At 62.5% G+C, this 22,955-nt stretch carries 19 protein-coding genes; 7 read left to right on the forward strand and 12 right to left on the reverse strand.

Annotated features, from left to right (window positions below):
• Positions 1–12 precede the first annotated feature (12 nt).
• Together GL4_RS15450 and GL4_RS15455 are read right to left on the reverse strand one after the other, a co-directional pair.
• Positions 13–771, reverse strand: coding sequence for a flavodoxin family protein (locus GL4_RS15450; RefSeq protein ID WP_045368859.1), 759 nt, complete (start codon positions 769–771; stop codon positions 13–15).
• Between the two features lie 623 nt (positions 772–1,394).
• Positions 1,395–1,964: a TetR/AcrR family transcriptional regulator gene (locus GL4_RS15455; protein WP_045368860.1), complete on the reverse strand. Its 570-nt coding sequence runs from the start codon at positions 1,962–1,964 to the stop codon at positions 1,395–1,397.
• 234 nt (positions 1,965–2,198) lie between these two features.
• On the opposite strand from GL4_RS15455, the gene GL4_RS15460 reads away from it, so the two are divergent.
• Both GL4_RS15460 and GL4_RS15465 read left to right on the forward strand, forming a co-directional pair.
• A complete protein-coding gene (locus GL4_RS15460) occupies positions 2,199–2,690 on the forward strand; it encodes a cytochrome P460 family protein (RefSeq protein WP_045368862.1) in 492 nt (163 codons plus the stop codon).
• A 198-nt stretch (positions 2,691–2,888) separates the two neighbouring features.
• Entirely contained in the window at positions 2,889–5,252 is a 2,364-nt protein-coding gene (locus GL4_RS15465; RefSeq protein WP_045368864.1) for a glycoside hydrolase family 15 protein, read from the forward strand.
• Positions 5,253–5,261: 9 nt separating this feature from the next.
• On the opposite strand, the gene GL4_RS15470 is transcribed toward GL4_RS15465, so the two are convergent.
• Positions 5,262–6,785 carry an ankyrin repeat domain-containing protein gene (locus GL4_RS15470; RefSeq protein ID WP_045368866.1) on the reverse strand — a complete coding sequence of 508 codons (1,524 nt, stop codon included), beginning with the start codon at positions 6,783–6,785 and terminating at the stop codon, positions 5,262–5,264.
• A 278-nt stretch (positions 6,786–7,063) separates the two neighbouring features.
• Here GL4_RS15470 and GL4_RS16995 point away from each other — a divergent pair, with 278 nt between their 5' ends.
• Positions 7,064–8,440, forward strand: a complete 1,377-nt coding sequence (locus GL4_RS16995) for an alpha/beta fold hydrolase (RefSeq protein ID WP_052464686.1) — start codon at positions 7,064–7,066, stop codon at positions 8,438–8,440.
• On the opposite strand, the gene GL4_RS15480 is transcribed toward GL4_RS16995, so the two are convergent.
• From GL4_RS15480 to GL4_RS18150, 7 genes are all read right to left on the reverse strand, one after another.
• Positions 8,424–8,813 (reverse strand): YidH family protein, encoded by a 390-nt coding sequence (locus GL4_RS15480; protein WP_045368868.1) that lies wholly within the window; start codon positions 8,811–8,813, stop codon positions 8,424–8,426. The two genes, GL4_RS16995 and GL4_RS15480, sit on opposite strands and share 17 nt — an antisense overlap.
• Positions 8,814–8,856: 43 nt before the next feature.
• Complete coding sequence (locus GL4_RS15485) at positions 8,857–9,318, reverse strand: MarR family winged helix-turn-helix transcriptional regulator (protein WP_045368869.1); 462 nt, start codon at positions 9,316–9,318, stop codon at positions 8,857–8,859.
• Positions 9,319–9,402: 84 nt separating this feature from the next.
• Positions 9,403–10,287, reverse strand: coding sequence for a transglutaminase family protein (locus GL4_RS15490; RefSeq protein WP_045368870.1), 885 nt, complete (start codon positions 10,285–10,287; stop codon positions 9,403–9,405).
• Entirely contained in the window at positions 10,284–12,776 is a 2,493-nt protein-coding gene (locus GL4_RS15495) for a circularly permuted type 2 ATP-grasp protein (RefSeq protein ID WP_045368871.1), read from the reverse strand. Before GL4_RS15495 ends, GL4_RS15490 begins: the two co-directional genes overlap by 4 nt.
• Positions 12,777–12,782: 6 nt before the next feature.
• Entirely contained in the window at positions 12,783–16,121 is a 3,339-nt protein-coding gene (locus GL4_RS15500; RefSeq protein WP_045368873.1) for a transglutaminase family protein, read from the reverse strand.
• A 241-nt stretch (positions 16,122–16,362) separates the two neighbouring features.
• Positions 16,363–16,725 (reverse strand): DUF1428 domain-containing protein, encoded by a 363-nt coding sequence (locus GL4_RS15505; protein WP_045368875.1) that lies wholly within the window; start codon positions 16,723–16,725, stop codon positions 16,363–16,365.
• 11 nt (positions 16,726–16,736) lie between these two features.
• The gene (locus GL4_RS18150) at positions 16,737–17,714 is read right to left on the reverse strand and encodes a VOC family protein (RefSeq protein WP_197539048.1); all 978 of its coding nucleotides are present in this window, start codon (positions 17,712–17,714) and stop codon (positions 16,737–16,739) included.
• Positions 17,715–17,818: 104 nt separating this feature from the next.
• On the opposite strand from GL4_RS18150, the gene GL4_RS15520 reads away from it, so the two are divergent.
• From GL4_RS15520 to GL4_RS15530, 3 genes are all read left to right on the forward strand, one after another.
• The gene (locus tag GL4_RS15520) at positions 17,819–18,130 is read left to right on the forward strand and encodes an ArsR/SmtB family transcription factor (protein ID WP_045368877.1); all 312 of its coding nucleotides are present in this window, start codon (positions 17,819–17,821) and stop codon (positions 18,128–18,130) included.
• Positions 18,127–18,591, forward strand: coding sequence for an SRPBCC family protein (locus GL4_RS17000; RefSeq protein WP_052464688.1), 465 nt, complete (start codon positions 18,127–18,129; stop codon positions 18,589–18,591). Before GL4_RS15520 ends, GL4_RS17000 begins: the two co-directional genes overlap by 4 nt.
• A gap of 116 nt (positions 18,592–18,707) precedes the next feature.
• The gene (locus GL4_RS15530; RefSeq protein ID WP_045368880.1) at positions 18,708–19,637 is read left to right on the forward strand and encodes a hypothetical protein; all 930 of its coding nucleotides are present in this window, start codon (positions 18,708–18,710) and stop codon (positions 19,635–19,637) included.
• 65 nt (positions 19,638–19,702) lie between these two features.
• On the opposite strand, the gene GL4_RS15535 is transcribed toward GL4_RS15530, so the two are convergent.
• Positions 19,703–20,539, reverse strand: a complete 837-nt coding sequence (locus GL4_RS15535) for an LOG family protein (RefSeq protein ID WP_045368881.1) — start codon at positions 20,537–20,539, stop codon at positions 19,703–19,705.
• A 209-nt stretch (positions 20,540–20,748) separates the two neighbouring features.
• Between GL4_RS15535 and GL4_RS15540 the strand changes: the two genes are divergently transcribed.
• A complete protein-coding gene (locus tag GL4_RS15540) occupies positions 20,749–21,750 on the forward strand; it encodes a catalase family protein (RefSeq protein ID WP_045368882.1) in 1,002 nt (333 codons plus the stop codon).
• Between the two features lie 21 nt (positions 21,751–21,771).
• Here GL4_RS15540 and GL4_RS15545 read toward each other — a convergent pair whose 3' ends face one another.
• Positions 21,772–22,899, reverse strand: coding sequence for a helix-turn-helix transcriptional regulator (locus GL4_RS15545; RefSeq protein WP_045368884.1), 1,128 nt, complete (start codon positions 22,897–22,899; stop codon positions 21,772–21,774).
• Positions 22,900–22,955 lie beyond the last annotated feature (56 nt).

Raw genomic sequence — 22,955 nt, forward strand, 5'->3', positions numbered from 1 at the left:
GCCCTCAGACGGTCACGAGCGGTAGTCGGGATTCTCGTAACCGAAACGGCAGCCGGCCTTCCACGCCTCGCGATTGTTGCCGTGATTGGGATAGCCCCCGGCGTCTTTCAGGATGCGCGCGAGATGCATCAGGTTCCAGGTCATGATCGTGGTGTTGCGCTGGGTGAAGTCATTGTCGAAGCCGACGGGGCCGTTTTCTCCCTCATCGCCGTAGGACGCTCCAGGTCCCGCCTCACCGATCCAGCCGCAATCGGCTTGGGGCGGAATGGTGTAGCCCAGGTGTTGCAGGGCATAGAGCGTCGTCATGGCACAGTGTTTCACGCCGTCCTCGTTGCCGGTAACCACCGTGCCGCCGACTTTTCCGTAATAGAGGCTCTGGCCCTTGGCATTGAGCATGCCTGACATGCCATAGAGCCGCTCGATCAGGATTCGGCACACGGAACTTTCTTCACCGAGCCAGATCGGCGTCGCGAGAATAAGGATGTCCGCACTCTCGATCGACGGCCACAGCTTGGGCCAGTCATCGCGGTCCCACCCGTGCTCGGTCATGTCGGGGTAAACACCTGGCGCGATCTGATGGGACAGTGCGTGTATGCTTTCGACTTTTACGCCGCTCTTCCGCATGATCTCTTCGGAAACGGAGAGCAATAAGCGCGTATGAGACTCGTCCGGTTTGCGCTTGAGCGAACAATTGACCGTGACGGCCTTAAGGTCGGAGAAGTCAGTCGTGTTTTGGGAGCAGAGGTCTTCTTGCTGCGCGGTGAGAGGCATGACGAGGGCTCCTTTCCAGGATGAGAGGCCTTCATCTTAACAACCAGCGTTCCACGCTCCTGACACTCTGTATGAACTTTGTGTGATCAGCTCGATCAAGTGGCAGGTGGCGAAAAGAAAAAGAGGGCGATCGCTGGGAGGGAAAAGCGATCACCCTCTCCGTTCTGCCTACCGGTCAAGGTTGGTCTGGTAGGGATTCGGGAAGCCTTCGGCCGCAACAGGCGCAACGCCGGCGGTGATCAGGGCCACGGAAATCAGAAGCGTCTTCAACATTGTCGTTCTCCTTCGAAATCTATGATGACAGGCTGCCTTAAGAGGATTGGCAGTGTCGGGTTTGCTCTACCGGTCGAAATTCGTCTGGTAGGGGTTCGGGAAGCCTTCGGCCGCGACGGGTGCAACACCGGCAGTGACCAGGGCCAGGGAAATCAGGATCGTCTTCAACATCGTCGTTCTCCTTTGCGTAAGTTGGTTCCGAGTCGTTGGTGTCTCGGTACGCCCAGTCATATTGGGTTTGGGACCGTTCGTTCAATTAACAACATCTCACATACGCGTGTTTGTGGACCGATTGGTCTATAACCTATCCGTGATCATCCCGTGAGCGCGAGAGGCCGGCGCTCATGCCGCTAGATTGCGTCGAGAGTCTTGTCGATGATGGCTTGTAGGGCTTTCGCCGAATAACCGGCGCGGGCCAGGACCCTGAGCCCCATATAAGTGTTCAGGACGGACGCCGCCGTGGCCGTCCGCCGTCCCGCCGACCAGCGCGAACCGCGCCGGCTCTGCTTGAGCGCAGCGACAATGGCATCTTGCAAGCGATGCAGCATGGCGCTGACTTTGGCCTCGACTTCCGTATCGAGGCTCGCACGATCGATAGCCGCGTTGCACATGAAGCAACCACGCCGCACCTTGTCTGATTTCGCCCCCTCCAGCATGGTTCTTATCTTGGCCAGACCATCGCCCGCGCCAGGGTCGGTGAGAAACGCGATTCCCGCCTCGACCTCCGTCTGGTCGTAGCGGTCCAGCGTCGCGAGATAGATGCTGTGCTTGTCGTCGAAGGCCTTGTAGAGACTGCCGCGAGCGATCTTCATCGCGCTGAGCAAATCCTGCAGCGACGCGCCCTCATAGCCCTTTTGCCAAAACACCCCCATGGCGCGGTCGAGCGCCTGATCGATGTCGAATTCTCTTGGACGCGCCAACGTGTCTCTCCCCTCTGCGGAGTATTTCCGATTTGTGACTGGTTGGTCAACATATCGCCGCGTGAATCGAATAATTGTTGACTGTTCAGTTCCTAAATAGGTATCAAGGTGCTGCCGACGGCCCGAACCGCCGTCCACCAAACAATGAGGAATACGCTTATGAGATGGTTGCTTGCCCCAGCTTTGATTTTCGCAGCGCTCGTTTCCGGAACGCTCTCGCCGGCGGGACCCGCAATGGCCGAGCCACTGAGCGCCGAATCCCTCGAACGCCTGTTGCGGGTGCCGAAAGTCGACTATCGGCTCGATTGGGTTTTCCTCGGATCGTTCTCGGTGCTTGCCGACGATCCCAAGGATGGAGCCAAGGGTCTTCACGACGTCTATGCGCCGAGGGAGGCCGTCGAGGCCTACCGGAGGACCGGGACGTTCCCCGACGGCACAGTGCTGGTGAAGGACGTTTTCCTCACGAAAACCGAACCCTTGACCACGGGTACCGTGAGCTATGCGGATCGGCTTCAAGGGCGTTTCGTGCTGGTCAAGGATTCGACCAACCAGAACGCCGCGCGCTCGCCGCTGTGGGGCGATGGCTGGGGCTGGGCCTTCTTCGAGGGAGACGAAACGGACAAGACCGTGACGACGGACTATCGCAAAGACTGCCTCGGCTGCCATGAGCCGGCCCGCAGCCAGGACTTCCTCTACACACGCGGTTACCCCGTCCTCCGCCGCTGAGGATCGCCCGGGGGACTACCGCGTAGTGGAGCGCGGGCAGCATTTGCTGGCCGAAGCTGGTGTCTGCACGATTTCGTGTCATCTTATCGAAGGACTTGATTGCCAGTATCGGCGCCTTCGATCACGATACGTTTTTTTGAATATGCGCTCCGGCGCCGCGCAGCCACTGGACCATTCCCCAACAAGCGGTAGACCCAAATGAAAGCACCAAACGGCCCTTGCCGCCCCACCTGGGCCCCGGCCCGCAAGGACATCGTCGGCAGGAGCCTCGGCTCGTCCCGTCTTTGGTATACCCTCGCGCAAGGCATCGTGACGGAGCTCTACTACCCGCGCATCGACATTCCCCAGATCAAGGATCTCGGCTTCATCGTGGCCGATGGCAACGGCTTCTGGGTGGAACTGCGCCGCAACGGGGATTACACCGTCGAGCTCGCGGCGCCGGGTGTCCCCTCGGCGACCGTGACCCACCGCCACCCGCGGTTCACTTTCACCATGGAGGTCTGCCCCTCGCAGCAGCGCGATGTCCTCCTCATCCGCTACAAGCTTGAGGGCGACCCCGCCTTGAAGCCTTACGTGCTGTTGGCGGCGCGGCTTGGCGATAACGCCGAGAACAACGTGGCCTATGTGGGCCACCATGACGGCCGTGACGTACTCTGGGCGGAGCAGGACCGGTTTGCGCTTGCGCTGACGGCTGTCCGCGACGATGGCTCGGACGCCTTCGGCAAACGCTCCGTCGGCTGCCTCGGCGTGAGCGACGGCTGGCAGGATTTCAATCACAACGGCCAGATGGGCTGGCTTTACGACGAGGCCGGACCGGGCGCGGTCTCGCTCATGGGCGAACTGACGCCGTCGGGCACGCTGTCGCTCGGTTTCGGCGCATCGAAAGAAGCCGCCGCCACGCTCTCCGCCTCGGCAATCATGGATAATTTTGACGAGGAGGTCCGGGAGAACACGCTGGCCTGGCAAGACTGGCTGCGCCAGCGGCGGCCGGCGACCTTCGGCGGCGAGATCGACGACCGGCTCGCGCTCTGTGCGACCGTGATCAAGGTGCACCAGGATCAGACCTTCCGCGGCGCGGCCATCGCCTCGCTTTCGATTCCGTGGGGCGACACGAGCACCAGCCGCGGCGGCTACCACCTCGTCTGGCCCCGTGACCTCGTGGAGACCGCCGGCGCGCTGGTCGCCATGGGCTCGTTCCGCGACGCGCGCGAAGTTCTGCGTTATCTGATGGCGACCCAGCACACGGACGGGCACTGGTTCCAGAACCAATGGCTCGGCGGCCATCCCTTCTGGCAAGGCATTCAGCTCGACGAGGCGGCCTTCCCCATCCTGCTGGCGGCGACGCTCGAGAGCCACGGCGCCCTGGACGATATCCCGGTGCGGACGATGATCGCCCGCGCCGCGGGCTTCATCTGCCGCGTCGGCCCCACGACGGATCAGGACCGCTGGGAGGAAGACTCCGGCCTCAACATGTTCACGATCGCGGTGGCCATCTCCGCGCTCGTCGAGGCTTCCCGCTATTTGGACGGCGCCGCCAAGGCGCATGTCTTGCGGGTCGCGGACTACTGGAACGCCAAGCTCGAGGACTGGGCCTTCGTACGCGGAACCCCGCTGGCCGACCAGCTCGGTATCAAGGGCTACTTCATTCGGACCGTTCCGCTCGATGTCCTCGGCACGCCGGGCGCCGCCAATACACCGGTCGTCATCAAGAACCTGTCGCAGGATCCGAACCTGCCGGCCAGCGGCCAGGTGTCGACCGATTGCCTGCAGCTCGTACGCTACGGTTTGCGCGAGGCGAACAACCCTTTCATCCTCGATACGATCAAGGCGATGGACCATCTCCTGAAGACCGATACGCCCGCAGGGCCGGTCTGGCACCGCTACAATAATGACGGCTATGGCGAACATACGGATGGCACGGGCTTCGACGGCACCGGGCACGGCCGCGGCTGGCCGCTCCTGACGGGGGAGCGCGGTCACTATGCGGTCAGCGCCGGGGAGGATGTCATGCCGTATGTCGAGGCAATGATGGCCATGTCCAACGACGTCGGCCTCATGCCCGAGCAGGTCTGGGACACGGACCCGATTCCCGAATACGGCCTCTATCCCGGCAAGCCGAGCGGCTCGGCCATGCCGCTTGTCTGGACTCACGCGGAATTCGCCAAGCTATGCCATAGCCTGACTGCCGGCCGCCCCGTCGACCGGCCACAGGCGGCCTGGGCGCGGTATCAAGGCGTCCGTCCCACGATCGACTATGAGATCTGGGGACCGCGCCACAAGCCGACCCGGATCGGCGCGGGGCGGTCGCTCTACATCGCCGTGACGGCGCCGGCCCTCGTCCATTACGGCACCAACGGCTGGCGCGATATCCACGATGTCGAGACCGAGGACACGCTGCTCGGCGTCCATGTGGCGAAGCTGCCGACGGAGGCGCTGAACCCCGGCGATACGGTCGAGTTCACCTTGTACTGGCCCGAAAGCGGGAACTGGGAAGGTCAGGACTTCCAGATCACTGTCGAAGGCGAACCCGCCGTGGTCCCGGCGCATGGAGCAGTCTCCTAGGATCGGCCACTAGCGCGGCACGATTCTGTCCGGATGCGCCTCGGCCCAATCCGACAGGAAGGCCATGAGGCTTTCGTCCATGGCGCCGTCGAGAACGGCCTGCCGTAGCGGGGCCCCTGCATCGAGCGCAAGCCGCGCGCAGGCAACATGATCGCGCAAGTCCGTGTCCAACCTATTCTCCGCGCCATGACTAATGGTGCTGAGGAGATCGCCGCCATAGCCGTTCACATGGGTGAGATCGGGCGACAAGGTCAGGAGCCACGCCGTCTGCGCCGGTAGTCCCGCCCAGGCCGCGAGGTGCAGCGGCGTCATATCCATCTCGTCGCTGACGTTCGGATCGATCCCTGCCGCGACCAGCGCCTTGGCGTGGTCGAGCGCGTCCTCCCAGAGGATCACGCGGGTGAGGATGCGTTTCTCCTCATCGCTCAGCTGCATCCGGGCGAGCGGCCGCCCGTCCGGCACGCGGCCTTCGGCACAGCCAGCAAGGATCACCTCGGCCTCACTCAGCCGATTGGCATATCCGGCTGCCGCAAGCGCGCGGGCGAAAGACAGATTCCCGTAAAGCATGGCAACCGCGTAGGCCGTACGGCCTTCCCAAACCGCATTCCCGTCGGCGTCATGCTCCAAGAGAAGCTCCGCGAAGCGCCCGTCTCGTCCGCGCCTGGCCGCATGATGGAGGGCGGGGATCTTCGGCATGGCCTGCCCGCTCGGATGGTCCGGCGCCTTCTCGTTGGGATCGGCCCCGTACTCGAGCAGCAAACGAACGCCATCGAGATTGTCGAAGTCCAGCATCCGCAGAAGCGCGTTGGTGCCTGCCGTCTTAACGCCATAGCGCATCAACAGCTTCACCCCGTCCAGCGTCGGCAACTCCGTGGCGTGGTAGAGCGACTCGTCGTCGTCGGGTGTCGCGCCATGTTCAAGCAACCATTCGGCCAAACGTAGATTGCCCGCATGCCCCAGTGCGCCGTAGAGCGCCGAGAGTTCGTGCGAAGCGCCGGTCTCGAACGGATAGCTGTCATTGACATCGGCGCCCGCATCGACGAGCGCTTCCGCTACGGCGATCATCGCGCCTGCGCGATCCGGATCAGACCGAAAATGCTTGGAATAGGTCAGATGCAGGATCGGCGACCGTACGCCGATGGCGCGCGTGGCCGCCGCAGGATTGCGGTCCAGCACGCGACGGACAGCCTCAATGTCATACAGCGCGCATTGCAGTCCGAAATTGTCCGACCCGAGATCGGGCTCTGCCGCAAGCAGGGCCTCGACGATCCAGGCCTGTCCAAGATAGAGCGCGACCTTGAGACGTTCGGCCCGCGCCGCCCGGTCCATGGCCTGCATCTCGACCGCGAATTTCAGTCTCGGCCAGCTGTCAAACCCGGCTTCGCGCGCCACCACGTGCAGTGCGTCCGCATGCTTGAACAGATGGGGCGAGCCCAGGACAGCGCGAACGCGCGCGATCGCGGCCGCATCGCCCGCGCGGTAGGACTTCTTCAGCGCCTTCGCATTCCGGCGCAATTTGTCGAGGGACATCATAATCGGTTTCTCCCCTAACGCCCGCCGATCCGCCAGTTCGGGCTGGGTGAAAAACCGAGACAATCGGGATCTTCACAAACGAGGTGCTGGCGACAGCTTTCCGCGGATCAGGGTGCCGCCTCGCGACGCGGCACCGCGACAATAGCGAAGCTGGCCAAGCGCGGCAAATGCCGCCGTATCCAAAGCGACGGCCGCGCATTTACAATTCGGTGATGATTCGCCATTGATCTTTCGCAACGAATCCTTGTCTGGCGCGCAACGGCGGGCCAAAGGGCGCTATGACCTACCTGAAGAAAGTCTGGCTGATCGCCGCCTTGGTGCTGCTTCCTTTCACGGCGGCCTACGGGATCGACAGGCTTGTCCTGGCACCGTCCTGCCCGGATTGCCACGCCGCGATGACTGAGGCCCTCCCCCTCTTCGACGGGTCCGAGGACGGTCTCGTGCGCATCCGTGCCAACAACATGACCTTCCGGGCGCGCGTCGCCGGCAGCGGCAATCGCGACGACGAAGGCGTGATCCTGCTGCATGGCTTCCCCGAAACGTCGATCATGTGGGAGCCGCTGCTCGCGGCGCTGCGCAAGGCCGGCTATCGTGCCATCGCCTTCGACCAGCGCGGCTACAGCCCTGGCGCGAGGCCGCGGCTGGAGAACGACTACACCAAGGGAAAACTTGCCAACGACGTCCTGGCCGTGGCGGACGCGGCGGGCTTTGAGAAGTTCCACGTCATCGGCCACGACTTCGGCGGGGCCATCGCCTGGACGCTGGCCGACCGCTATCCGGAACGCGTGCTGAGCCTCACCTCGCTGGCCATGCCGCATCCGATGGCGCTCTCCGAGGCGCTGTCGAACCCGAGCCCGCAATGGCCGGCCAGCAGCTACGTCCTGTTCTATCGCCTGCCGGTTGTTCCGGAACTCGCGATGAGTTTCGACCAGGCTGCCCTCCTTACCCGCTGGAAGTGGTCGCGGCATCCGAAAGACCAAGTGGCCGAGTATCGCCGCGTGTTCGGTGAGCCCGGCGCGATCCACGCAGCCCTGGATTGGTACCGTGCGTTCGAGTTCCGCTCATTGGATCCTGCGGGCAAGGTGCGGCCGCCGACCTTGTTCCTATGGGGCGAGGAAGACGGCGCCTTCAGTCGCGCTTCGGCCGTGGCGACGGCTAACTACATGGACGGCCCCTATCGCTTGCGCACACTCAATGCCGGCCACAATCTCATGCTCGACGCCCCCAGTATCGTCATCCCGGAGGTGCTGGAGCATCTCGCCAGTGCAGCCAAAGCCCGCGAACAATGGACGGCGGCCCTGGCTTCGAGTTCGGAGGAGATGGACGGCACCGAAGCGTCTTGCGACCAAGTGCCCCCGCATTGCCTGCGGATTCAGCTCTCGCCGGAAGGAAAGACCTTCCGCATCCGCAACCAGTGCAATGACACGTACAAGGGCGTCGTCCGCGTCACCTGTTCCGCGTGGGCACCCGATACCGGGATCGAGTACCGTTTCAATCTCGGCGCCAAGTCCGAATTGGCCCAGGAAGGTGTCGGCGCCCGCACCGGCCAATCGAACGGCACATGCTATTTCCGGCCGAGACTCTGCGCGAAGGTTACGGCGCCGGTGAAGCCGAAGGCCGCGTCGTTCTGGCCCTTACCTATAGGGCACTGGTAAGGAGCGGGACGCTGGCGATCACGATCAGCACGGCGAGAATCCCCGCCAGTACAAATTCCATGACGTAGCCCGTTTTGTGAATCTCCTCGTCTAGAAGCAGATTCCGCGTGCGCAGAAAACGAACCGTCGCCGCCACGATAAAGAAGACGCCCACCAAGATGAACCAGACGCCGGTGCTGAGTCCGAAGGCCCGCGACATGCGTTCAAGCTGCGTATGAGCCTCGGGCTTGATGTCCACTGCCTCGGCCATGGTCATGACGAAGAGGTCGAAGCGGTCGATTAGGAACCCGAACGCGATGATCGCGACACCGGTCCGCATCCAGGCGAGAAAGGTCCGTTCGTTGGCTGCGTGGTCCGTATAGGATTTGATCATGGCGCCCCCCTCTTGGCCTGGCATCAGATCCCTGCGGTCGTCCTCATGTCGCCCGGATCATACTGCGCCGGCTCGGCGCGCACCGGGGCTTCGACAGCTCGGCCTGCAAGGTTGCAAGTTTCTCGAGCGACACACCCTTCATCGGGATCGCGTCGAGCCCGTCGGCGACGACCTGCTCCGCATCGCTCAAGAGTTCCAGGCCCGCAGGCGTGAGCTTCGCGAGGCTGCAGCGGGCGTCCCGCTCGTGCTTCTCCGTGGCGACAACGCCGATCTTCTCCAAAGGCCGTAATGCGCGCGTCACCGCCGATGCCGTGAGGCCAACCGCCTCGGCGAGATCGACCCGCATGACCCCGCGGCGCTCCGCGCCGGCAAGCGCCTTGAGAATTCTGTATTCGCTGAACGAAATCCCCCGTGCCATCGACAAAGCATTATCCAGCCGCCGTTCGATACGGGCGGCCACATCCAACAGAACCAGCACGGCATCCTCTCTTTCACTCTCATTCATGCACGCATGATACCGTATAGTTACTTGATTAGTCAAGTATCAAGTTAGCTTAGGTTCTGTTCTCGCCCGCGTCGGCAGCAGCTCTTACCCGTTGCCCTCGACGGGCACGACGTCGACCTCCACGCGCAGCTGGTGCGCGCCGGACCCGACGAACACCCCATGCACGGGAGAGACGTCAGAGAAGTCTCGTCCGACCGCCAAATCCACGTGATCGGTCGATGCGTGGATCGCGTTGGTGGGGTCGAACCCGATCCAGCCGCCGACCTCGCCGGTCCAAACGGACACCCAGGCATGGGTCGCATCCGCGCCCTGCAGCCGCTCCTCGCCAGGCGGCGGAATAGTGCGCAGATATCCGCTCACATACGCTGCCGGCAGCCCCAGCCCGCGCAATCCCGAAATCATGATCTGCGCGAAGTCCTGGCAGACGCCGCTGCGCTGTGCGAAAGCTTGCGCCACCGTCGTCGAAACCTCGGTCGTGGTCGTCTCGTATTCGAAGTCGTTTCGTATGCGCGTCATCAAATCCGTACACGCATCGAATATGCCTCTTCCCTCTGGGAAGCTTTCTTGTGCGTACTGCGCCACATCGCGTTCGAGCGAAATCAGCGGGCTCGGGAACAGGAAATGGGCGAGGCCGCTGCCGGACAAGTCCCGCCGCGAGAGCGCCTCCTGCGCCACCCGCTCCCAGGAGAGATTCTCCCCGATGAGTGACGGACGGTCGAGGCGCTCCACACGTGCCGACGACTTGATGATGAGTTCCGTGTGCTTTGTATCGATAGTGACGACATCGACGGCGTTGCCGAAAAAGTCGTCATGCACCGCAATGTGGTCGGGCGGCGGATCGACTCGAACCGTATGCCCCAGCTTGCGTTGAAGCTCGCTGTTTCGCGGCGTCAGACGAAGCGCGAGTGTCGCAGACATGACAGGCTCGTCGTAGGCATACGCCGTGAGATGATCGATGTCGTAAATCACGAAAGGCTGCTCGTCTCCGCCGCAACCGAGACTTTCTGGCGCCGCGGAAAATAACGGACGGCAATCGCTTCGGCGAGTTGCAGGATTCTTTGCTCGAATGCCAGGATGGCTTGCTTGTCGATCTCGTTGGCCTTGGCCATCTCCAATTCGGTGGCCAGGATCGAGGCGATGCCTTGCGGCTCTTCGGGGACGCCGTCGTTCCGCAGCGTCGGCAGGATCGCCAAATGATCTCTGATCGCCGAGAGCTGGAAGCTGATGGAGCGGGGATTGTACGGATCGAGCATCACCATGTCGCGTACGGGCGCCAGCGCCACGCCGGTCATGTAGCGCGACCGGTAGGTGATCTGCGAGTCGACGAGATCGAGCATGACTTCCAGATCCTCGGCCGTCGCCTCGTCCTCGATGAACGTGCGTGCGATCCGGCAGGTGAGAATGGCTCGTTCGATCCGCCTGCCGATGTCGAGGAAACGCCACCCCGCATCCCGGTTCATACTCTCCTGGGTCAGACCGGAAAGCGCGGCGAGGCCCTCGAGCGCCTTGTCCGCGGCGTCCAGTACATCCGCCTCGCTCGGCAGCGCATCGAGGCTGGGGAAGTGCGCGTCGATCTGTCGGGATAGCCGCGAGGCGTCGATCGAAATCCGCTCGCGGATGACGGAACTTGCGTTGCGGGCAAGACGGATCCCGGCAAGACCGGAGCCGTAAGCGCTATCGTCGGCGAGAGCGTGGCGGGCAACCTCAAGGGGCGAACTGCCTTTCCGCTCCGGTGCGATTGCGCCCCACGCCACGAGCAGGTGCGTGAGCTTCTCGATCGTCTCCGGGACGTTGCCCGACAGGACATCCATGTCGATGCTGCGGACGCATAGGCACCGGACGACACGTAACGTTGCTTCAGCGCGCTCGAGATAGCGGCCGTACCAATAGAGATTGTCAGCCGCGCGGCTGGGGATATTGCTGAAGACGCGCTGGATGTGGATGTCCTCGCCCGCCGACAGCAGGGATTCCGGCGCGACCGGCTTGGACGACAACACCCATACGTCGGCGGACTGCACGCCCACGCCCATGCTGATGGCGCGCGCATCCGTGTCGGCGGAAATGCGGCAGAAGCCGCCCGGCATGATCTGCCACCCGTTCTCCGTCGCCGCTGCGAAGACACGAAGGACGAAGGGACGCGGGACCAGCCTGTCACCCTCCCACACGGGCGTGGTCGACAACTGGACGACCTCCTGACCGACATAGTCCATGCCGCGCCGTTCGACAGCCTCGCGCAGATCGGCCCGCCCAGCCTCGTCGAGTGTTCCTGGCACCGTCGACAGCTCGCCCTGGAGAAGCGACATCTGGCCGAACAAGGCGCCGGAGATCGCCATGTCGTCGAAATTGTCGAGGACGTGACGTTTGCTGCGGGGATCGCCGCACCACCACGTGGCGATGTTGGGAAGCGCCAGTTCCTGATCGATAAGCTTGGAGGCAAGCGACGGCATGATGCTCATAATGGCGCGCGATTCCGCGATGCCGCAGCCCGGCATGTTGGCGACGACCGTGCCGCCATGACGCAACGCCGAGATCAAGCCTGGGATGCCGAGCCGAGATTGCCCATTCAACTCAATGGGATCCACATAGTTCGAATCGACGAAGCGCCAGATCGCGTCCGCGCGTTTGGGCCCCGCGATCGTGCGCACATGCGTCATCGCATCGTGGACCACGAGATCGTCGCCTTCGACCAAAAGAAAGCCGAGATAGCGTGCGAGATAGGCCTGCTCGAAATAAGTCTGGCTGTAAGGACCCGGCGTGAGCAAACAGATACGCGGCTCGGCCCCCGGAGCGGCATCGACGAGCGAGGAGCGAAAGTCGCTAAAGAACGGCGCCAGACGGCACACATTCATGCGGCGATACCCCGTCGGCAACGCGCGCGACATGACAAGCCGGTTCTCCAGGGCGTAACCGAGGCCCGAGGGCGCCTGGGCGCGGTCGCTCAGAACCCACCAGCGTCCGTCCGGTCCACGACCGAGATCGGCGGCATAGAAGCGCAGCCAGCGCCCGCCAGGCGGCGACACACCCGCCAAGGGCCGCACGAACTCGCTCGAGCCGGCGATCAGCGCCGCGGGGACGACGCCATCGTGGACCAGTTCCCCCGGACCGTAGACGTCCGCGAGCATGGATTCGATCAGGCCGGCCCGCTGCGTGATCCCGGCTGCGATCGCGGTCCACTCCTCTTCTTCAATTAGAAGAGGCAGTCGGCTCATCGGCCAGTTGCGTTCCCGCGCCTCGCCATAGACGCGATACGAGACACCGATGTCTTGGAGGTGCCGGTCCACTGCGGCAAGCGACCGCTCGTCTGTCGACAATTGCCGGATAAAGTTGAGCCAAGCCGCGCGCGGGCGCCCGTCCGGCCCGATCAGCTCGTCCGGCACGCCGGGAAGCGGCGCGTAGTCGTCATACCAGGCTTGCTGGGGCGACTCGCCCTCTGCCGTCTTAGGTAAGGTCTGATCCATCGGTCATTACGAACGCCGAGCACTCCGACGCAGATCGAGCGTCAACGGAAACTCGCCCGCCGGCTCTTCCGCAGGCAAGTCCACAACGCCGGCAGTATGACCGTGATCTTGGAAGCGCGCCAGACGCCGCGCTTCGGCTTCGTACGAATTCACAGGGAAGGTATCGTGGCTCCGTCCGCCAGGATGGGCCACATGATAAACGCAACCGCCCAGGGAACGGCCGTTCCAAGAATCCACGAGGTCGAACGTGAGCGGCGCCTGCACTGGAATGGTCGGATGGAGTCCGGAAATAGGTTGCCAGGCCTTGAAGCGGACACCGCCAACGGCCTCGCCCTTCTCCCCCGTCCCGGTCATGGGCACGCGCCGCCCATTGCAGGTGATCACATGGCGCTCGGGCACGAGGTGGCTGGCCTTGACTTGGAGGCGCTCCACCGAGGAATCGACAAAACGGCTCGTGCCAACAGGCGTACTCTCTTCGGCCAGAACATGCCAAGGCTCGAGTGCCTGGCGCAGTTCGAGGCCTACACCCGAATAGTCGACGCGCCCATAGAACGGGAAGCGGAACTCCCACTGCGCCTTGAACCATTGCGGGTCGAAGCGGTAACCGGCCTGCTCCAGGTCGCCCAGGACACCGAGGAAGTCTTGCCAAACATAATGCGGCAGCATGAATCGGTCGTGCAGCGCCGTGCCCCAGCGGACAAATCTGCCCCGCTGCGGCTCTTTCCAAAACATCGAAATCAATGCGCGAATGAGCAGCTGCTGCGCCAAGCTCATGCGGGCGTCGGGCGGCATCTCAAACGAGCGGAACTCCACGAGGCCAAGCCGGCCGGTCGCACTGTCGGGCGAGTAGAGCTTGTCGATGCAGATTTCCGCACGATGGGTGTTGCCTGTGACATCAGCCAGCACGTTGCGGAACAGCCGGTCGGTCAGCCACGGCTGGACATGCGCTTCGCCGTCGGGCATCAGCTCGAGCGCGATTTCGAGTTCGTAGAGGCCGTCGTGGCGCGCCTCGTCCATGCGCGGCGCTTGGCTGGTCGGCCCAATGAAGAGCCCCGAAAACAGATAGGACAGCGAGGGATGACGCTGCCAGTAGAGCACGAGGCTACGCAGCAGATCCGGCCGGCGCAAAAACGGTGAATCGTCTGGCGTGGCGCCGCCAATGACCACGTGATTGCCGCCGCCCGTGCCCACATGGCGGCCATCGATCATGTATTTGTCGGTCCCAAGTCGTGTCTGCCGCGCGACCTCATATAGATCCGTCGTGATCTCCACCGCCTCCCGCCAACCTGAAGCTGGATGCACGTTCACCTCGATCACACCGGGATCCGGCGTGACCTTGATGACATTCAACCGAGGATCGTCAGGGGGCGCATAACCTTCGATCTGCACACTCACGCCTATCGCCTTGGCGCTTTGCTCGACCGCCGTGAGCAGTTCGAGGTAATCCTCGAGGCGCTCAACCGGCGGCATAAACACCCTCAAAACACCGTCGCGCGGCTCGATAGTCACCGCCGTCCGTACAGCGTTGCGATTCTTTTCCTGCTCGGTCTTCTTCTGGCGCTCGGTCCCTCTTGTTGGCGAGGCCTTTGCCGCAGGAAGGACGTCTTCTATCTGCTCGCGGCTCGGCAGCGGGTCGCGGGGAATACTGGGGTCTTCAGGGTAGATATACGGGTAATCCTCTTCCGGAATGAAAGGAAGGGACGCGAGCGGCAGCCTGAAACCAGCCGCGCTGTCACCCGGCATCAAAAACAGCCTGCCGCGCCGAAACGTCCAGTGCTCGCTTCGCCAACGAGCGTCGCTTGCCTTCGATTGCCAGCGCTGGATGGGCAGTACGAATCCGGCCGGCTCCGACAGGCCGCCCTCGAGAAGGCGAACCATGCGGGCACGCATTTCCGGATTGTCTAGCTCGGGATCGGTGGGATCAATATTCTCCGGTAGTTCTGCCTCTTTGGCAGCCCAGTAGACCGGATCCTCGAAAGCGGGCAGCGTGTATTCCGCACCAACGCCAACGCGCTCCGCTAGGTCCTCTGCCAACGCTTTCGCCTCGGCAATCAAGGCCTTCGCTTCGTCTTTTGTTCGGACAGTCTCTTCTGGCTGGCGTTCCTGGGCGAGCAGGGACATGTCTCCCCAAATTGGTTCACCGTCTTTGCGCCAGTACAGGGCAAATGCCCAGCGCGGAAGAACCTCTCCCGGATACCATTTGCCTTGCCCGTAGTGCAGAAACCCATTCGGTGCGAAACGCTTCCGCAGCTTGCGCATCAGCGTGTCCGCCAGCCCCCGCTTGGTTGGCCCCACGGCGGACGTGTTCCATTCGGCACTTTCGAAATCGTCGATGGAGACGAATGTCGGCTCGCCGCCCATGGTCAGCCGGACGTCGTTAGCCACGAGGTCCCGGTCGACGGCTTCACCGAGCGCGTCCAGCTTTTCCCAGGCCTCGTCGGAAAACGGCTTCGTCACGCGGGGCGCTTCGTGGATGCGGTCCACGCGCATCTCGAAGGCAAAATTGGCACTCGCCGCGTCGACCGTCCCCGTGATGGGCGCCGCCGACTGATAGTGAGGCGCCGCGGCAAGCGGGATATGCCCCTCGCCGCACAGCAGGCCCGACGTCGCATCGAAACCGACCCAGCCTGCGCCCGGGATATAGATCTCGGCCCAGGCATGGAGGTCGCAGAAATCCTTGTCGGTGCCCATCGGTCCTTCGATGGGGTCGACGTCCGCCTTCAGCTGGATCAGATAGCCGGACACGAAACGCGCCGCGAGCCCGAGATGCCGGGCAATGTTCACGAGCAGCCAGGCGGAGTCCCGGCAGGACCCCGACCCGAGTGCCAGCGTCTCCTCCGGGGTTTGCACGCCCGCCTCCATCCGGATGACGTAGCGGATGCGCCGCTGCAGTTCGTGGTTCAGGTCGACGAGGAAGAAGACGGTGCGTTCGGCGTCTGTCGGAAGCTCCTTCAGGAACGCCGCAACCCGCGGCCCCGGCTGGGCGTCGGACAGATAGGCCGCGAGGTCCATCCGCAACTCTTGCGGATAGGCGAACGGATACGCCTCCGCATAGGACTCCACGAAGAAATCGAAGGGATTGACGGTCGAGAGGTTGGCGGTGAGGTTGACCTCGACGCTGAACTCCGTCGTCTTTTCCGGAAAAACCAACCGTGCCAACCAGTTGCCGTGCGGGTCCTGCTGCCAGTTGATGAAGTGCTGGCGCGGCGTCACGGACAACGAATAGCTGCGAATCTGCGTCCGGCTGTGTGCCGCGGGCCTCAGGCGGATCACCTGGGGCCCAAGGCCTACCGGACGGTCATACTGATAGGACGTAAGGTGGTGGAGGGACGTGAGTATCGCCATTCAGCCCAGTTCCGTGGCGCCGCAACCGCAGGAGTTCGCTTCTTTATTAGTTCCCTGCCGATCACCATAGCAAACTCGGCCGCAGCGCCATGCCTGTATTTGTCGCAGGGACCGCATGGAAACTAGCCAAGCAGGCGGAGCATGCAAGGGGCGGCGGTTTCCGTTGTGTCGGACCCCCTATCCGCTGCCGCCGGCAGATGGGGCGCTCCCCAGTATCGAGCGGCGAAACAGGCGATGTGGATTACAGATCCACCAACACGTCGAATCCGCCGAAGATCATCCGTTTCCCGTCGAAAGGTGGCTCTGCTAAAGTGCCGGCCGCCATGCCGTCCCGCATCTCGCTCATGACCTTGGGCATTCCTTCGTCTTGCGCAGCCTCGGACTCCCACTCGGCGAAGCCGAAGACGACCGTTTCATCGGGCTCGCATTTCACGGCCAGCGGAAATGACGTCAGCTTCCCGGAAGGAATGTCGGCGCCCCAGCATTCAACGCAGCGGACCGCGCCGTGTTTCTTGAAGATCTTTGTGGCTTCCTCGACATGGGTGGCATAGGCGTCCTTGTCCGCGGACGGAACGGCGGCAACATACGCAACGACATAAGGCATTGGATTTCTCCCTATTGTCCCGCCGCCGCGGCCTCGAGCGCGGCGACATCGATTTTGGTCATCTGCATCATCGCAGCTTGCGCACGGCCTGCCGCCGCGGCATCGGGATGACCGAGCAGGCGTGGGAGCGCTTCAGGGATGACTTGCCAGGAAACACCGAACCGGTCGACCAGCCAGCCGCATTTGCTTTCCTCGCCACCCCCTTCGATGAGCTTCGACCACAACCGGTCGGTCTCCCCCTGGCTTTTCGTCAGAACACTGATCGATGCGGCTGGCGAAAGTTTATGATACGGACCGCCGGTGAGGATCATCATTGGCGCGCCGGCAAGCGTGAACTCGACGACCATCGGATCGTCCGGCTGCCCATGCGAATAGATGCCGTCGATCTCACTGTCCGGCAGTAGCGACACGTAGAACTCTGCTGCTTCCTGCCCGCCGCTCTCGAACCAGAAACACGTCCGAACCTTCGATTTGAAGGTCATTGGCAAGGGCGCAGCGCCGGTCCCGTTTGCGAGAGATCGCGCCAACTCTTCGAGCTGCGCCGCCGCCGCGGACCACCCCCTCTGAAAGCCCATCTCGAGATGAGCCTGTTTGTCGGCGGCTTTGCTGTGGCGCGCTCCCCAGACCATCGTCGTTCGCTGGCCAGGCGCATCCGACAATGCCACATAGCCCGTCATGAATGACGACTCGCGAGGCACGAAACCTTCGGAGTAGGCGTCCGTGAAGGTCAGACGCTTTCCGCTGACGATCTCCAGCCAGATCCCCGTGTTGTCCATTCGCGTGCCGTCCGGCCCCACCATGACGGTGTTCATTCGGCCGCCGGGCCGAAGATCGAAATCGGCCTCCGACACCTGCCACGGTTTCGGGCAGAACCATTGCTTGAGGAGATCCGGTTCCGTCCAGCAGCGCCAAACCGCACTGCGGGGAGCGTCGAGATCACATTGAATCTCGAGCGAGAGCCCCTCTTCCCGGAATTCTGTGTCCGCCATTGACGACCTCTCTCGATAATTGCGCGATCGGACCTGCCCGATGCGTTCTTGAACTTTCGGGGCGCACGGTATAGAAATACAATCATATGAGCAATAGGTGATAAATGCTGGACGCAACGTTTGCCGCTTTGTCGGATCCCACGAGACGCGCAATCGTCGGATATCTCAGGAATGAGGACATGTCCGTCGGTCAAGTGGTCGAAAAATTCGAGCTGACCCAATCGGCGATTTCACGTCATTTGGACGTTCTGGAGAATGCCCGTCTCATCAAGCGCAAGCGTGTGGGACAGCGGCGGGTCTGCTCGTTGTCGGCCATGCCGCTACGCGAACTCAGCGATTGGCTGGAGGCATATCGCATATTCTGGAATGACTCCTTGGAGCGCCTGGACCAAACGATTGCAGGGAAGAAGCAATGACCGCAGTGACTGAAGACGTTTTGGAAATCCGCCGCGTCATCGACGCCTCACCCGATGCAGTGTTCGATGCCTGGACCACACCGGAGCTTGTCGAAGCGTGGTGGGGGCCTCATGGCTACCGGACCAGGGTGATCGAGCTTGATGCGGTTGTCGGCGGCCATTTTGCATTCCAGATGACGGCTCCGTCCGGCGCTTCGTGTCCTATGAGCGGCACGTACACAAAAGTCGAGCGGCCCCGCCGTCTGGCCTTTGAGGTCGCCGAGCATTGTATCGCGGACGTACCCGACGACGTCCGCGAACCCTCAGGTCCTTCCCAAGTCGAAATCAGGTTCGAAGCCAATGGCGAGACGACCGAGATCGTCCTGCGGCAGAAGGGCCTCGCAGCCGACTATCGCATGCTCGCGAATGGCGGCTGGTCCCAGAGCTTGGAGCGGGCAGACGAAGTATTGCGGCGCGCCTAACCGCAAGTTCTGCGCCCTCCCCGCACCAACCGCAGCCATGCTAGAGTGCCGCGGCTGACGGGAGCGCTGCCGCGCGGCGCGCTGTCAGCTCGGATTCCATACGAGGGCTGCCTTCGATGCCACTCCTAGACGACGCCACGTGCCAACTGCTTCACGTGGCCTTCGACGACCTGCCGTCCGAGTACAAGGCGCGCGCCTACGGCGTCGACTATGCGCGTCTATGCCTTCTCGGTGGCGGAGAACTCTTCCTGACCCGCTACGGCTGGGGGCTTTCCAAGCGCGCCCTGCCCAAGGCCTGGTTCATCGATCAGCGCTATGAAGAGACCGGCAAAAAGCTCGACGGGACTGGAACCGTATACCGTGTGCCGATCGTCGTTCCTGTGGGCGCCACGAAGGATGTCGTCGTCAAGTTTTCGCGGGTCGCTCAGGACGTTCCCATCTTCGTGGACAAGCCCGTTGCGGAACTCGTCCCCCGTTCGGTTATCGACAATGCGTGTTTCAACGATCCGTTCGAGGAGTTCGGATTGTTGACGGAATTGCGCCGCGGTCCTTTCAGTCCGGACCGTCCACCCATCAAGACGAAACGGCCCCTCGCCATCTACAGTCCGCCGCGCGAGTACAAGCTCTGGCAACTCGGCCGCAAAGAAGGACTGTTCTCCCAACACGTCGCGCGGCTGAGGGCGGACCAGGAAAAGAACGGCACCGGCGTGCCGGTGACACTTCACCTGAGGCGCGACTACATCATGTTCTTTCAATGGGTCAAAGGTCTGGATGCAGTAGAGCTCTACAACGATGGTTTCCTGACGGCAGAGGATCTGCAAAACCTCTACAACAAGTCCAACCTTGATCTGCGGGCCCACAACCTTGTCGTCCTCGACCACAAGCCGCGCCATTTGATTTTGCGCCCGCTCCGAAACGGAATCGAACTGCTCGCCCGGGATGGCACGTTCGACTATGCGCTTATCGATTTCGAATTGTTGAAGCACGTCCCGACAGACTTGCCGGACAAGGCATCCACGAAGGAACTGGCTAGCGCCGGCGCTTGATCGGCAGCCAGATTGCTGACCGAGATGTCGGCCTGCAGGCGTCGCCGGGCCGCCGTCAATCTGACCTATGGCTCTCGCAGCAACGGTTCGGTCGAAAGACCTGCACGGGCGAGCACACCCCACGCCTCTTCGGCGTTGTCGACCATTTCGAACGAGCCCGCATCGTCTTGTCGGATGGTCCCCCGTTCCACCAGCGCGCCAAAGTCGATCAGATTCGTCCAATAGGACCGTGAGAACAGAATGACCGGAATCGGCGCCATCCTCTGAGTCTGTTTGAGTGTGAGAATCTCGAACAGCTCGTCCAAGGTCCCGAAGCCGCCAGGGAAGATCGCAAGCGCGCGGGCCCGCATGGCAAAGTGCATCTTGCGGATGGCGAAGTAGCGAAACGAAAAACAAAGGTCCGGCGTAATGTATGCGTTGGGGCGCTGCTCCTCTGGCAAGACAATGTTGAAGCCGATGCTCGGCGCACCAGCCTCCATTGCGCCCCGGTTGGCCGCCTCCATGATTCCAGGTCCGCCGCCGGTCGCCAAAACGTTGTGACGTGGACCGCTTGCGGCGAGCGCGCCGCCACGTTCCGATACAATGCGTGCGAAGCGGCGCGCCTCGTCGTACCAGGCGGACATAGCGCGCTGCTGTTCGGCGCGGGCCTGGCCGGCTGGGTCCGTGGCCCGGCTCAAGGCCGCATCGGCAGTCTCTGGCGAGACGATCAGGTGACTGCCGAAGACGACGACTGTCGAGTTGATCCCCTTGTCGATCAGGGCGCGATCAGCCTTCATGAACTCGAGAGCCAGGCGCAAAGGGCGCATCTCGTCGCCTTCGAGACAATTGTGTTCGTCCAGCGCGATGAGTTGAGCAAGCGCTAGCTTTTTTTGGCTCTCCGGATCGAAAGCGTTGTCTTCCATGGGAGGCGTCCAGGCGATATTTCCTGGGCGCCATCCTATGACAGCCGGAGCCCTTGACGCCAATCAATGCGCCCAACCGGAATTGGCTCCACAGAGAAGTTGTCCGGCCGGCGCGCGTGCGATCGACAAATCGCGGCGCATCGGGAAAGAGCGTGCTACCTTCGCTGCGGCTTGAAACAAGCGTTCGATAACGACGGGGTGAAATCGCGATGGAGGATGTAAGCCGGTTCGAACGCCTGGAGCCCGGCGAGGACGATTTCACCAGGAACTACCTCGACGACCTCGAAAAGTATCAAAGCGCGGTGGCGACCCAGCATACCGGCGGGCGCATTTGCCGCGGTTTTCACAAGAAAACATTGGCGGCTGCGCGAGGCACCTTTCGCGCTGCTGAGGCTTTGCCCGCGGAACTGCGCGTCGGTGTCGGCGCACTCTCGGAAAGCGTGTCGGCTGTCGTGCGCTTCTCCAGCGGTCAGTCGTTTGCGCAGCCCGATTTCGTTCCGGACATTAGGGGGCTCGCGGTCAAGATTCTCGACATCGATGGCGAACCTCTCGACGGGGCGCCCAACGGCGTTCAGGATTTCCTCGCCGTCAACGCGAACAACCATTCGATCCGCGACGGCGAGACGTTCGCGCGGCTTAGCTTGACCGCCACGTCGCCCCTCAAAGCAGCGGCAACGGCATCGAGCCTCCTAACTTTCGGCGAGCAAATGCGTCTAGCGTGGGAGTTTTCCCGACTTGCCGGTCGAACCTTGCTTCCCCTTTCGAGGCCCACCTATTTCGGCGCAGGGCCGATTGCCTTTGGTGATATCCCGGCGAAGTTCCGCTGGGTTCCCGTGAGCCCGCCACCGGGCCGCTTTGTATGGCCGGGGCACGATTCACACCGGAACCGGTTCTGCCGGGACCTGATGAAAAGACCGTTGAAGTTCGACCTCGAGGTCCAGCTCTTTGTGGATGAGGGTGTGACCCCCGTCGAGGATTTGAGCGTGACTTGGGATGAGAACGTCGCACCGCCGCGCAAGGTCGGAACGCTGCAACTTTCACCGATCCAGTCGCATTCGGACTTCGAAACGGCGTGCAACCAGGTTGAGGCGCTCGCCTTCAGCCCCTGGAATGGCTTGTCCGTTCACAGACCGCTCGGGAACCTCCAGCGGATCAGGCGTTTGGCCTATGCGCAAAGCGCCGAGCGGCGCGGTGCACGGTCGTGCCCATGATCCAGCCTATAAGAGAAGCTGCTAGAAAAGCGGAACGCTAAAGCGGCCGACCAGCTCGCTCTGGCTCGCGACGCCGGTTTTCTCGTAGATTCGCTGCAGATGAACCCGCGCCGTGTTGTACGAGATACCCATTCGCGCCGCAGCGGCTTTCAACGTCTCGCCTCCTATCAAGCGGCGCAGCAATTCGCTCTCGCGGCCGGTCAGACCGAAGAGACCATTGAGCTGTTCGTCGCTGAGGGCGAGGCGTAGGCTCGGATCCTGAATTTTCACCAGCACGACGGGGGCACTGACATCGTAGCCCCTCGCGGGGCTCAGTCCCGGCTCCGCGCTGATCAAATAGCTGGGCTTTGCACTTGGGCGCGCCGCAACGAGCGCTTCGCCCGCGAAGACCGACTGGCCCGCGCACGCCTTCAACGCCTTCCCGATTGCGCGCTGCAGCACCGGCTCGGCTTGAGGACAGGACAAGTGCAAGCGCCGGTCAGAGCCGAGGTAAACCCCATCGCCCTCCCGCAAGATCCTGTCGGCGATCGCATTGGTCTGTATGCAGGTCCCGTCGGGATTGATGCAGAGAAGCCCGAAGGGAAGATTTGCACTGAGTATTTCGGCGAAAGTCGCAGCGTTCTTGGCCTGCTCCTTCAAGCGGCCGATCCGGACGGCATTGGCGATATGCGGTCTTAACATGCGGCAACGCTCAACTTGCTGGTCGGAGGCGTGGCCCTGCCGGGCCTCGTAATGCATCCCGAGTAACGTAACCTCGGGACCACCGCCATCGAGGCGAGACCCGATAAAGTATTTTACGCCAACGGCACGCTGAAGCCAGTCGTAGGACGGGTTCCGGTTGATCTCGCTCTCGGACATGAGGTCGTAATCGCAGACCGTGTGGGCCTCGGCGCGGCCAAGTGAGTACTTAACGTGGGCGTCGGTGACATTGGGGTCATGCACATACTCCTCGGCGTACTCCTGTTCGATCTGGGGTAGACCGTGGGCGAAGATCCGCAGAAGGTCTTGAGTCTCCGAGTGAAACTGAAGCGCGACGCCGCCGACGGCCCCGATTTCCTCCGCCACCGTCCGAATGACATCGGAGACGCCGTTCCCGCACCATGCCGCGTCCTGAACGTCGGCGACAGCATCCACCAGCGAGCGTCTCACAAGCCCCCTCCACGCAGCATTCGATACGCGCTTCTAATGCAGTCGCATTATTGCCC

It is taken from the genome of Methyloceanibacter caenitepidi (assembly GCF_000828475.1).
Taxonomy (GTDB): domain Bacteria; phylum Pseudomonadota; class Alphaproteobacteria; order Rhizobiales; family Methyloligellaceae; genus Methyloceanibacter; species Methyloceanibacter caenitepidi.